At 47.3% G+C, this 13411-nt stretch carries 9 protein-coding genes and 1 pseudogene; 6 read left to right on the top strand and 4 right to left on the bottom strand.

The window, feature by feature from the left end; translation table 11 throughout:
* Positions 1-29: 29 nt before the first annotated feature.
* From tnpA to L4D19_RS04000, 3 genes and pseudogenes are all read right to left on the bottom strand, one after another.
* Positions 30-441: pseudogene (gene tnpA, locus L4D19_RS03990) on the bottom strand (IS200/IS605 family transposase).
* A gap of 213 nt (positions 442-654) precedes the next feature.
* The gene (locus tag L4D19_RS03995) at positions 655-1977 is read right to left on the bottom strand and encodes a CoA-disulfide reductase (RefSeq protein WP_428451305.1); all 1323 of its coding nucleotides are present in this window, start codon (positions 1975-1977) and stop codon (positions 655-657) included.
* A 59-nt stretch (positions 1978-2036) separates the two neighbouring features.
* Entirely contained in the window at positions 2037-3449 is a 1413-nt protein-coding gene (locus L4D19_RS04000; protein WP_428451306.1) for a cation:dicarboxylate symporter family transporter, read from the bottom strand.
* 287 nt (positions 3450-3736) lie between these two features.
* On the opposite strand from L4D19_RS04000, the gene sigZ (L4D19_RS04005) reads away from it, so the two are divergent.
* From sigZ (L4D19_RS04005) to sigZ (L4D19_RS04030), 6 genes are all read left to right on the top strand, one after another.
* The gene (gene sigZ, locus L4D19_RS04005) at positions 3737-4279 is read left to right on the top strand and encodes an RNA polymerase sigma factor SigZ (RefSeq protein ID WP_428451307.1); all 543 of its coding nucleotides are present in this window, start codon (positions 3737-3739) and stop codon (positions 4277-4279) included.
* A gap of 139 nt (positions 4280-4418) precedes the next feature.
* A complete protein-coding gene (gene gshA, locus L4D19_RS04010; protein WP_428451308.1) occupies positions 4419-6032 on the top strand; it encodes a glutamate--cysteine ligase in 1614 nt (537 codons plus the stop codon).
* Positions 6033-6038: 6 nt separating this feature from the next.
* A complete protein-coding gene (locus L4D19_RS04015) occupies positions 6039-7847 on the top strand; it encodes an ABC transporter ATP-binding protein (protein WP_428451309.1) in 1809 nt (602 codons plus the stop codon).
* On the top strand, positions 7840-9657 hold the full coding sequence (locus L4D19_RS04020; RefSeq protein WP_428451310.1) for an ABC transporter ATP-binding protein: 1818 nt from the start codon (positions 7840-7842) through the stop codon (positions 9655-9657). Before L4D19_RS04015 ends, L4D19_RS04020 begins: the two co-directional genes overlap by 8 nt.
* 27 nt (positions 9658-9684) lie before the next feature.
* Positions 9685-11184, top strand: coding sequence for a glutathione synthase (locus L4D19_RS04025; RefSeq protein WP_428451311.1), 1500 nt, complete (start codon positions 9685-9687; stop codon positions 11182-11184).
* 476 nt (positions 11185-11660) lie between these two features.
* Positions 11661-12221, top strand: coding sequence for an RNA polymerase sigma factor SigZ (sigZ, locus tag L4D19_RS04030; protein ID WP_428451312.1), 561 nt, complete (start codon positions 11661-11663; stop codon positions 12219-12221).
* A 64-nt stretch (positions 12222-12285) separates the two neighbouring features.
* Here the strand turns inward: sigZ (L4D19_RS04030) and L4D19_RS04035 are convergent, their stop codons facing one another.
* Positions 12286-13302, bottom strand: coding sequence for an alcohol dehydrogenase (locus tag L4D19_RS04035; RefSeq protein WP_428451313.1), 1017 nt, complete (start codon positions 13300-13302; stop codon positions 12286-12288).
* Positions 13303-13411: the final 109 nt, after the last annotated feature.

Raw genomic sequence — 13411 nt, forward strand, 5'->3', positions numbered from 1 at the left:
GCCCCCTGAAAGGGGGGCTATTGTTAATCCTACACCCCTAATTGTAACTGACGCTCGGCTTCTTCCTTTGCCACACGCTCTTGATATCTTACATATCATCGAATTATCACTTTGTTCGCTCCGACCGAGTCAACAAAATACCCTCTCTGCCAAAAATGATTTCCCCACAACTTGTTTTTCCTAATGTAAGGAAATTTCACGAACAAGCGAAATGAAGTCCGTCCTTTAACGAAGCCGACCAACTCTGAAATGCTGATTGTGGGTGGCGTTCAAACAACTAAATGGACATGAGCTATTTGAAATTTCTTCATACTGCAGTAAACATATATAGACTTCTTTTGCTACATTCCCTTTTAAGATCTTAAACCTATATTGGGATGTCCAAACTATGTGATACTGACATCTATACAATGAGTGCAAGCTTTTACCGTATCTGCTCATGTTAAATATATCCTCGTTTGTTACCAGCAAATCAAGGAGATAGATAACATGAGCTCCTTTACGGCGTAGCGCTAGGAACGATCACCACCATAGGAGGTGGTTTTAGAATAACAATAAATCTGGCGCATTAGCGCCAGTATTTACTTAGAAGATAATTAGATAACAACTTGATCGTCGACAGTAAAGGCAGAGTGGAAATTTGAATATTAAGCTTTACTTTGCAACATTACCTGCAATGTTCAGCGTATCCCATGTTCTCGCGAAAGGAGGGGCATAGCTAAAGTCGAGATATCCCAACTGTTGAGTGGTCATCTTCGCAGTGATGGCAACGGCTAAGGCATTCAAACGACCCACGGCGCCTTTCTTGCCGACAATCTCGCCACCCAGTAAGACTTTTGAGCTCGGGTCGTAAACCAATTTTACTTTGATGTCTTCCTGCCCCGGATAATAGTCTGTCTGGTTTTTATCTTTAATCACCGAGGTTTTGAACGGCACATGATGCTGGTCTGCTAACCACTCCGAAACCCCGGTGCTTGCCAATTCATAATCCAGCACCTTCAAAGATGCTGAGCCTAAGAAGCCATCAAGTGAGGAGTCTTTCCCTGCCAGCTTATCTGCCATCATTCGAGCCTGTTTATTGGCTGTGGTAGCAAGCGGCAAATAGACCGTTTTTCCCAGTGATAAGTGGTGTACAACGGCACAGTCACCAACAGCATAAATGTTCGGATCTTGTGTAGCGCCAAACTCATCAACAAGCAGTCCGCCGTTGGCGGCTTTTGGCAAATTAAACAGTTCGGTATTAGGGCTGAATCCGAGCGCCAAGATCACGATGTCGGCTTCAATGTCTCCTTTGTCGGTCATGACGATGTAACCGCCTTCCTTGCTATCGTCAATGCGCTCTACCAAAGTATTATTCATCAAATTTGTACCAGTTTCATGAATCGCCTGTTCAACTTCGTGAATCATTTCCGGGCTGAACTGACGGCTCATAATGTGCGATTCACGCTCAATAAGGGTGACTTGTTTTCCCAAATCATGGGCTGCATCGAAGACTTCCAAACCGATAAAGCCTGCGCCGATAATGGCTACACGAGGTTTATCGATATCTTGCAAAGCTTTTTTCACTGCGATGCCATCTTCCATACTGGTAAGCGTGTAGACATGCTCTGTGTTGTATTCACCAAAGTTTGGCACGATAGGGCGTGCGCCCGTAGCGATAATCAGTTTGTCGTAGTGCAGCTGTTGCTTTACATTGCCGTGCAACAGCGTAACGGTTTTCTCAGCCTGGTTAAGCGCAATCACCTCGGTGTTCAGGCGAATATCTAAACCGGACTCTTTTGCTTGTTCTGGTGTTCTTGAGATCATGCGTTCTGTGTCATCAAACTTGCCTCCCACGAAATAAGGCAAGCCACAGGCACCGAAAGAGATGTAACTTCGCTTCTCGATCACAATCACTTCGTCGGTTGGTTGATTTCTTTTGTATTTGGCAGCAAAGCTCATACCCGCTGCATTGCCACCTATTATAACAACTTTCATTTTTACTACCTGATGGGTAAAGAGCACTCAGACGAGTGCTCGTGTGAATAAAGAGAAGATTAAACAGTGACTTTGCCGTCTTCAGAGTTAGTCATGCTGTCGTCCGCGTTATATTGCGTCATATCCAGCGAGTCATTGCGCTTGGCGGTGACAACGCCGGAGAGCATTGAGCCGGAAATGTTGAGCGCTGTACGTGCCATATCGATTAACGCTTCGATAGAAACCAGAATCGCAACTACAGTAATGTCTAAGCCCATGATGGTGAGCACTGCGACAGCTGCGAATGTTGCGCCGCCACCAACGCCAGCAATACCAAATGAGGCAATAGCAATGACAGCAATCAATTGAAGGATGAAGCTCATGTCAACCGGAATGCCCATCATTTGTGCCGCCATGATCGCCAGCATGGCCGGGTAAATACCTGCACAACCGTTCTGGCCTATACTGGTACCGAAAGTTGCGGACATATTCGCGGTTTCTTCATCTACGCCAAGGCGTTGAGTCTGAGTTTCTACATTCAGTGGGATGGCCGCCATACTGGAACGTGAGCCGAAGCCAAACACCAGTACCGGCCATGATTTTTTAGCAAACACCTTTGGTGATAAGCCAAACAGGGCAACCAAAACAAGGTGAATCATAAACATCACACCAATTGCGACATAGCTTGCCAGTAGGAAGCGTCCCATTTCTGCCAGTGCAAACAGATCATTGGTCATCATGAACTTGGTCATCAGCGCAAACACACCATAAGGGGTAAGCTTTAGGATCTCACGTACCATTGACAGCACGACTTCCTTGGCTGCGTTGATGAAATCGACAAAGCTTTGTACTTTCTCTGGCTTACGCTTTTTCACCTGCAGAATACTGTAACCTAAGAACATACCAAACAGCACAGTAGACAGAGTTGACGTTCTCTCTGCACCGGTCAGCATCTGAAAAATATTGGTTGGAATGACAGACAGGATTAGACTGGTGAAGCCGTTATTTGTCATCAATTCCTGAGTAGACAGCAATTTGTCACTACGTGCTTCAATCGCACTGTTTGTGCCAACCAAGTTAACCAGTCTGTTCGCATCAATATCAAACAGATAGGTGCTGGCAATACCAATAACGGCGGAAATGGCGACGGTCAAAATCAGTATGCCAATGATCTTTGGAGCGATCTTAGACAGTGCACCATTGCCTTCCACGTTCATGATGGATGCGGTCATAGCTACAAACACCAATGGAATTACGATCATTTGTAGTAGCTTGATATAACCATTACCGAAGAGCGAAATGAGCTCTGCAAAACGGCCCCCGACTTCACTGCTCGTTCCCAGCCCTAACTGGATTGCGCCACCAAACAAAAGACCGGCCACTAGTGCACTGAGGACGCGGTAGTTAAAGCTTCTCTTCTGCGTTTTTAAACGAGCCAGAATGAAATAAAAACCCAAAAATACTATGCTTAATGCAACTAATATTAAACTCATGAAAGACTCCCAATGTTTCAATCAATTCTACTGAGCCACCTAAGAGAACGGAGTTTGCTCACCTAAAGTGACTGGAAAAATGTGCCGTTCACCGTGAATGACTTGCAGGTGATTTGGCTTTGATGATGTGAATATGACGCGGGAGAGAAAGAAAAGATGCAAAAAAGTTGCACAAAATAGCGAAATAAGAGCGAAGAATTTTTTTTAGTTTTTTTGCGTCTTTTTTCAGGTTTTATCGTCTTCATAAGTTTACAACAACATTTCTATGAATTTGAGGTTCTGTAACCATGCTGTCCGAATGGCAAAATCACAAAGCACAACTTCGTAACTACATCAACAAGCGCGTCGATGATAAAGATGCGGTGGACGACATCCTTCAGGACGTATACATCAAAGCCAGCACTAATTTGCATCAACTCAAAGCGAAAGGGAGTTTGAGAGGTTGGTTGTATCGTATCGCTCACAACACCATTATGGATTTCTATCGCGGGCGGTCTTCTTATGAGGAACTGCCAGAGTACATCGCCGAAGAAGAACTGACGACAAATGAAAAAGCTCGCCATGAAATGGCGGAAGCGCTCAGGCCGCTGATTGAAGAGCTACCTGAAAAGTATCGTTTACCTTTGCAGATGGCGGAGTTAGAAGGTATGTCTCAGCAAGATATCGCTGACCGATTAGGCTTATCGTTATCGGGAGCAAAAAGTCGTGTTCAGCGCAGTCGTATTAAGCTTCGTGAACAAATTATGGAGTGCTGTGATATTGAAATAGGCAGGAATGGAGTAACTGACTGCACACCTAAAGATCCGAATTGTATCCCTTCACGCTACTAACTTACCGTATTGAAACATGGTGGGCAGTTTGTATGGCATAGACAGGCTGCTCATTTTTTTTCACTATTTTTGATTTTCTGCGTCTTTTTCTCATTTTGTTCGTCTTCATTAGACAAAGCAGTTTATGTGAAGAGAACAAATGAAAAGTACCGAAGTAAAAAATATTGAAGTGAAACACTCTGAAATCAACATGATTTCTTTTCTAAACAAAGAAGATGTTAGGACCTCTCTGATAGATATTCGCCGTGGCATCGAAAGAGAGCTAGTTCGCACAACCTCACAAGGTTTGTATTCAGAACAGCCTCACCCTAAACCCCTTGGCTCAGCACTGATACATCCGTACATCACGACGGACTTCGCCGAAGCTCAGCTGGAGTTGGTGACACCTGCAATGAACGACAGACAAGCGACGTTTGAAATGCTTGGGTCTTTGCATCATTTTGTTGCGACTCACATGCCATCAAATGAAACCATGTGGGGAGCGAGCATGCCGCCAGTACTGCCGAATGAAGAAGCCATTACGATTGCTGACTATGGCACCTCAAATGCGGGTAAGCTCAAAATGCGTTATCGCCATGGTTTGGCGAACCGTTATGGCAAGCGTATGCAGCTGATCTCCGGCATTCATTACAACTTTTCGCTTCCGGAATCGTTCTGGAAAGCATTGCACAGCCATACACAAAGCCCTTTGTCGTTGAGTGAATTTATCGCAGAGCGTTATTTCCACCTTATTCGTAACGTTATCCGTCATGGCTGGGTGATTCCGTACTTGTTTGGTGCTTCACCAGCAGTCGATCACAGCTATATTGCCTCTAATGAGCATGAGCTCGAAAAGCTGGATGATGACACATTTTACCTGCCTTGGGCGACTTCGCTGCGTCTGAGCAATATGGGTTACAGCAGCAGTGAGCAGTCGTCATACCCGATGAGCTTTAACAACAAGCAAGAATATCTAATCGACTTGTGCCGAGCGCTGACAAAGCCCAGCGAGCGTTACACGCACCTTAATGCTGACAAGCAACTTAACGCGTCTGTCTTGCAGCTTGAGAATGAGCTGTATGGTTCAGTGCGACCAAAAATCGTCAGTGAGGAGCAACGTCCCTTAATGGCGATGTGTCACCACGGAGTGCAATACATCGAGCTGCGTAGTCTTGATAACAACCCTTACCTGCCTCTGGGGATCAGTGAGGAGCAAAGTCATTTTCTGGATCTGTTCCTGACTTACAGCGCACTGGCATCCAGTTCGGATATTACCGACGAGGAGCGAGCTTTAATCGTTCGCAGACAAGAGCTGGTTGCCACACAAGGGCGTAAGCCGGGCTTAATGCTGCCAACTTTACAAGGAGAATTGCCTTTGACTGAGCTCGGTGAGGAGCTGCTGACGGCAATGAAGCCAGTTGCCGATATGTTTGACAGCGCCTTCGCAACCGATTTTTACGCAGAGAACGTAGAGCGAGAAAAAGCCAAGTTTAGCAACAGCGATCTCACGCCATCGGCGAAGGTACTGGCAGATATGAACAAAGGGCATCTAAGCCACACAGCATTTGTGCAGCAACTTTCTAACGTGCACATGAAGGAGCATGTTGGAAGACAAATTGACCCGGAAGAAATGGAGAAGCTGATTAAGCTGGCGGCGGAGTCTCAGCTTGCTCAAGCACAAATGGAAGCGCAGCAAGAGGCCAGTTTTGAAGAGTTTATCCAACAAAAGAACCGCTTGCAGTGTGACTGTGAGCATCAAGAGGCAGCGGTGTAATTACTCATGAATATTCTTTGGAAATTGCGTGGCTACATGAAAATGTTTGCCCGCCAGTACATTATTGCCATTTTGGTACTGCAAATTGTTGCATTATTAAACCTGGTTCCGTCTTGGCTGATTGGTCGAATTGTTGACAACATCAGCGCTGGTGAACTGACTTTAAGCTTACTGCTTACCCACCTTGCCGGGATTTTGCTTGCCGCACTGGCGATGTATGGCTTGCGATACGTGTGGCAAAGCAGGCTTTACGGCGCATCGATTGCTATTACTCAGGTGCTGCGTCACGAGCTGTTTCATAAGTTTTCCGTGCTTTCGCCGACGTTTTATTCCCGTCGTAGCACGGGAGATCTGATGGCACACGCTACCAATGATCTCAATGCGGTAGAAGAAGCAACCGGTATGGGCATTATGACACTGGTGGATTCCTTGATTGCGGGTTTTACGGTGATCTTTGGCATGATTTTCGTGGTCAGTGGCGAGCTGACAGCGGTTGCTCTTTTGCCGTTCCCACTGTTGGTGTACATCACTCACAGGTATGGAACCAACCTGCACAAAGCCTTTAGCCGTGCGCAGGCGATGTTTTCAAATTTAAATGAAGAAACCCGAGAAACCGTTTCTGGCATTCGTGCAGTTCGCTCTCATGGTATCAGCCAGCGTCAGGAACAACGCTTTGGTAAAACACTGGACGACACGTTGAATGCAAACCTGTCGGTGGCCAAAGTAGACGCTGCGTTTGCGCCAACCATTCAGCTGTTCTACGGTCTGTCGTTTGTTATTTCGCTGGGTTACGGCGCTTGGTTGATCAGTCAGGGCAACATTACCGTGGGGCTGTTTACTACGTTCACTCTTTATCTTGGTCAGTTGTTGGGTCCATTCCTGCAGTTTGGCTGGCAGTTCAATGTGTTTCAGCGTGGTAGCACCTCGTGGCAGCGTCTGGAAAACCTCTTCTCTGAACAACAAGAAGTGGTGGAAGGGAACAATACGTTGCCTGTGGATGCAAAAGCGAACGTGGAGATCAAAATTAAATCATTCACTTATCAAGGCGCAAATCGACGGGCGTTGCAAGACATCAAACTTGAGGTTCCTGCGGGGGGGCTAATCGGCATCACCGGGCCTACAGGGAGTGGCAAAAGTACCTTGTTGCAATTGGTATTGAGACAGTTCCAGTTGGGCGAGCAGTCAGGTATCAGCATTGATGGCCATCCGATTGACAGCCTGACCTTCGATTCTATGCGCAGCAAAATGGCGTGGGTACCACAAAAGCCGTTTTTGTTCTCCGGCACTATCGCTGAAAACATTGCATTGGGTAAGACGGATGCCTCAGAGGTTGAGATTATCCATGTGGCTGAGATGGCGGGCATCAAAGATGAAATAGAAGCCATGCCAGATGGGTTCAGTACCGAACTGAGAGAAGGGGGAACCAATCTGTCCGGAGGTCAGAGACAGCGTATTACCTTGGCAAGGGCGCTGCTGTCTGATGCTGACATCCTGCTGCTGGATGATCCGTTCAGTGCTTTGGATATGAAAACCGAGGTGACCGTGCGCCAGAACCTGAAACAACACTATGGGCACAAAACCGTGCTGTTGATTACGCAGCGACTGCCAAATCTGATCGAAGCGGACCATATTCTGGTGTTGAACGAAGGTCAGATTGAAGAACGAGGCTCGCACCTTGAACTGGTCGCAAAGCAAGGCTGGTATGCCCTCGTATATCAGCGTCAAAGTCAGCTGGGCAAAGCGATGAAAGATATATCACAACCACACGTGCCGGGTTCAGGTGAGTGTCAACTGGCAGGAGAAAGTTATGCGTGATGCACAAATCAATCGAGCGGGTGACACCTCTCTGTTTCGGCGTTTACTGGCTTACTCACTGCCACATAAAATGCGTTTTGTGGTGGCGTTTATCATGCTTGCCATTGCAGTCAGTGCTGAGATGGCCATTCCATGGCTAGCTAAGATCATTCTTGATGAGGTGATTGTACCCAAGCAGTTTGAATGGCAGTACTTAGCGTGGCTCACCGGCTTGGTAATAGTTTTCTATGCGATATCGGGGCTGTTTACCTATTTGCAGGCGGTGTTGTTTCGTCATAGTGCTTTGCTGATGGTCAATGATGTACGAAAACAGCTGTTTAGTCATGTATTGAACTTTCCTATCAGCACGTTCGACAAGCTGCCTGCGGGTAAGTTGGTTTCATACATCACCAATGATACCGAAGCTTTACGCAACATGTTTGTATCGACCGTCCCAACCATCGTGCAGGGCAGTTTGCGTATTGGTGCGATCTTTATCGCCATCGCGCTGCTGGACTGGCGCTTGATGTTGCTGAGCCTGGTGTTGATCCCAGTACTGTTGCTGACAATGCATCTGTATCGCAAGATCTCTATGCAGGTGTTTGAAGGCATCCGTGTGCAAATCAGCAACATCAACGGTCAGATTAACGAGTCTTTACAGGGCATGGCGTTGATTCAGGCGTTTCGTCAGGAAAAAGCCTTCAAAGAGAAGTTTGAGCAGGAGAACAAGCGTTGGTTTGATTTCCGAGAGAGATCTATTGCAATAGACAGTCTGATGCTCAACCCGTTAACACGTTTGGTATCTACGCTTACCGCAGCGGGCATAGTGGCGTGGTTTGCCGGTGCATCACTCAGTACTGTGGTTGAGGTGGGTACTCTGTATGCGTTTTTGAACTATATCGAACGTTTCTTCGACCCGTTCCGTCAGCTGTCTATGGAGCTGAACAAGTTGCAGGTGGCAACCGTGTCATCGAAACGCATTTTCGAGTTGTTGGATGATGACTCGGAGCAGCAGCACCGTCCAACGGAATTTGTACCGCTATCTGCTCAGCACGATATTGAGTTTCGTAACGTGAATTTCAGTTACGAAGAAGGCAAGCCAGTACTGTCCGATGTGAGCTTTACCGCGAAAGGCGGTCAGTTTACCGCGATTGTTGGTCATTCCGGCAGTGGTAAAAGCTCTGTGATTAACCTACTGATGCGCTTTTATCAGCATCAGCAAGGAGAAATCTTGGTAGGTGGGCAGTCTATAGGATCGTTTCCGGAGGTTCAGCTTCGCAAGATGTTTGGCTTGGTCTCACAAGACCCAACCATCTTCAGCGGTTCGGTGCTGGATAACATCGACCTGTCGCATGAAACACCGGACAAAGACAAAGCCATGTTTGCGGCAGAGCAGGTGAAAGCGCACAAATTTATCCAGCGCTTAGCAGACGGTTACGAACATCAGCCAGGTCATGGCGGAGCGTCACTTTCAGTTGGCGAAAAGCAGCAATTGGCGTTGGCGAGAGCGATCTCTCATGACCCGAAAATCTTCTTACTGGATGAAGCTACGGCCAACATCGACAGCGATACCGAAGAAGCGGTGAAAGAGGCACTAGAGAGCATTCAAGATGGCAGAACCGTCATCACTGTTGCTCACCGTCTGTCCACCGTCCAGAGCGCCGATCAAATACTGGTTATGAATAAAGGCAAAGTAGTGCAAAGCGGCACACATGATGAGTTGATCGCCCAAGATGGTGATTACCGCGACTTGTACCTCGCGCAAAAGGTGCAAGAAGAAAACGAACATCAAAACAACACACTCGGCATAGCAGAAGCAACCGCAGCCTGAGTCATCGAATTTAAGAGTAATAAGACAATGAAGACAGAAAAGCCCCCTTTTGTTTCTCAGCAAGCAATTGAAGACGCCTGTGAATGGACCATCATGCATGGTGTGGCATTTAGGCAATCCGACAATACCGCAAGGCACTGTCCGTTCAGTATTGCACCAATGACCATGGAACGTGATGTGTATGAACACCTACTGAAAGTGACGCCACTGATCACCAGGCTCATCAGCAGTGTCTCGGAAGACCACGATTTTTTGCAAACCACACTGAGCGATATGGCCAAAGCCGATCCATTTTTTGGCCGTTTAATGTCGTTGCACCAAAAAGCGCACGGTGACATCAATGACAGGCGCTTACCTGCACGCCAGCCGCTACTTCTGATGCGCACCGACTTTATGGATGACCGACGTCATGGTGCAAAAGTGATTGAGTTTAATGGCATCGCGGCAGGCATGGCGCCGTTTGGTCAGCGTGCGACTGAGTTCCATGCTTTTATGCAGAACCAATGGCCAGAAACTTACCATAATTGGTTGGAAGACAACTTGGCAACACCGGCAGATAACGTTGGGCTGGAGCAGCTTGCTTACGGTATTGCGACGGCGGCAAGAAAGATTAAAACGGACTTGAATGGCCAAGGCAAGCCGACGTTTCTAATGGTGGTACAAAAGAACGAAGACAACGTGTATGACCAGCATTTGCTTGAAGTCGAGCTGCAAAAGTTAGGACTGCGTACCGTAAGGCGTACCTTTGACCAATTAAGCACCCAACTTTCAACGGGAGACAACCAAAGCTTGATATTGGAAGGTGTGGGGGCTATTGACGTTGTGTATCTCCGTGCGGGCTATCAATATACCGACTACTTTGCGCCGGAGCTGAATGAGTCGGTCTGCTGCCATACATTAAGCCAAACCCGGCTCTTCATCGAGCAGCACCACGTGGCGGTAAATGCAACCATCAGCCAGCAGTTGGCAACCAGTAAATCCATGCAGATGTTGCTGACCATGATGCCCGTGGATGAATATGCACGTTGGGGGCTTAACCTTGAAGAGGCACAATTGGTGAAAAGTGTTCTAGCAGACATGAAACCAATCAATACCGGCACCATTGACTGGTTTAACACAGCAGCGAGCAAGCAAGAGTGGGTACTTAAAAATCAGGGCGAAGGCGGCGGCCATTGTGTATTTGGTGAGGATATCTGCGACAAGCTGAGTCAATTAATCCCAGAAGAGTACGATGCCTGGGCGCTGATGCAGCGTTTGTATCCTCATGAGCGCGAGAAGCCAACCATTGCGGTACGTGATGGTCAGCAAACGTTGGTGGAGGATCTGGTCAGTGAGATTGGCCTGTTCACTGCCTACTTTAACGGTGAGCCTGTCACCCAATACGACGGTTATGCGGGATACTTGATCCGCAGTAAGCCTGCAAGCGAAAACGAAGGTGGCATCCATAGCGGAAAAGGGATTTTGGATTCGTTGACACTAGTGTCGACAACCACCTCATCTGAAGCGCAGCAATATAGCGGGATATAGCGCTTACTATTTTACAAATTTCCCCTAAACCAAATAAAATGAGCTGGAGCAAAGCCTCTAGCTCATTTATCTATGTGGCTCAATTCGTTTCATGAATACCACGTAGTTACCTTTTGCTTGGTGAGCGTCATGCGAGCCCAGTATGGATGAATAGTATATTTCAATCTAACTAGAGTGTAGGCTTATAAGTATATGTAAGATGGTTGCAGGTAATGCGACAGACAAAATCTGAGATTCTCTGTTTGGACAATCTTGAACGTTAAGCACCAAACCTGCTTCACTTATAAGATTTCAGGACTATTCAAATTCTTCTAGCTTTGCCATTCTCTGCAGATCCTCACTTGTTTATTCACTCAGCTTCTTTTGTACGGGTAATCAAGTGAAGATAGTCTACATAGCAGGATCTGCTCTGTATTTTACTTCATACCACACTTCTAGTACTATCGAAACATGCAGAACACTACCCGAGGAAGCGTATGCTATCTGAATGGTTAAAGCACAAAGAGCAACTTAGAAGATACGTCGCCAGATATGTGGATGATACCCATGCTACCGAAGATATTCTGCAGGATGTCTACATTAAGGCGAGCATGAGCTTTCATCAGCTAAAATCCAAATCCAGTATAAAGTCTTGGCTGTACCGCATCACCCATAACGTAATCATGGACTTTTATCGTTCACAGAAAATATACGATGAACTATTCGAAGATGTGGTTGAGGAAAGGGTGCCGGAGGAAGAAGCCAACCTACTAGTGATCGGGCAGTGTTTGCGCCCGATGCTTCAGTGTTTGCCGGAGAAATACCGAGTACCCCTGACGTTAGCAGAGCTGGAGGGTATGACACAGCAGGAAATTGCGAATAAGCTTAACCTGTCGCTCTCTGGCGTAAAAAGCCGGGTGCAGAGGGGAAGGCAGCAGTTCAAAGAACTGCTGATAAATTACTGCAATATCGAGTCAGGCCGTGAAGGCATCATTGACTTCTACCCAGAACCAGAGTGTAAACATCTGGCCAATATGGCCACCTGCCAGCCCCGGTAGCTTGACAACGCAACAGGAGAAGCTTTGGTATTCAGAATCTCTCATCGCAAAAAGCTGATTCCGCTTACATGGTCAGCACCATACGAAACTCAGCATCTCCGGATTGCATCTTCTGATAAGCCTCATTGGCCCTCTCCAGTGGCATGGTTTCTATCTTCGGTCGTACGCCGGACAAAACGCTAAAGTTGAGTGTTTTCTCATTCTCGAACGGTGAGCCGGTAATAGATCCCATAACACTCCGCTCTCCTGCGATCATCGGTCCAAACGGGACCGCCAGAGGCTCATGACTGAACCCAAGTAGCATAACTCGCCCCTGAGGAGCAAGAGCTGGAATGAGAGCCGAGATGGCTGAGGAATTTGACGTTGTAGATAGAATTGCCTGGGCTCCTCCCATCTCCAGCAATCTTTTGGCGACGTCCTCTTTATCACTGTCAATATAGATATGAGCACCTAAGTCGGCAACCATTCGTGAAATATCGTTCCCACGTCCGATAGCCACAACTTTAAAACCCATTTTGTGTGCATATTGAACGGCCATGTGGCCAAGCCCTCCTATACCATGAACCGCTACGAGATCTCCCGCCTGCGCACCTGATTTTTTTAGTGCGTTAAACGTTGCAATCCCTGCACACAAGATTGGAGCCGCTTCTGATGACTCGAGTTCGTCCGGGACAGAAACCAGCCCGGTCTCGCGTGCAATCATCATCTCAGCATAACCCCCATCCTGGGTTGATCCAACAAACGGCTGCTCTCTACACAGCTGAAACTGCCCACGCCGACACGCCTCACATTGAGTGCAGTGCCCGCCTAGGCGCCCAACGCCAACTCGTTGCCCGGGCTTCCAGTATGAGCTAGCACCGGGTCCGATTGCCGCAATGCGGCCTACAACCTCGTGACCCGGCACACGAGGCACCTCAAGATCGGGCTTTGGATTTTCAATATCACCAACATCAGCACCACAGATGCCACATGCCTCAACTTCAATCAGCACTTCTCCCTGACCTGGCGTTGGTATTGGGCGGTCTACCAATTCAAGAATGCCGGGGTTTGTTATTTGCATTGCACGATAAGTTTTTTTCACGCTTGTCTCCATAAGTTACCTGAGTATCAGCAGCATCACTAAACATAAGCCGGATAAGCTGCTTGTAATTAAAGACGGCGAAACCCGGCATAAGACGCAAAAAAAATTT

Origin of the sequence: Photobacterium kasasachensis, assembly GCF_050336885.1 — a bacterium.
GTDB classification, from domain to species: Bacteria; Pseudomonadota; Gammaproteobacteria; order Enterobacterales; family Vibrionaceae; genus Photobacterium; species Photobacterium kasasachensis.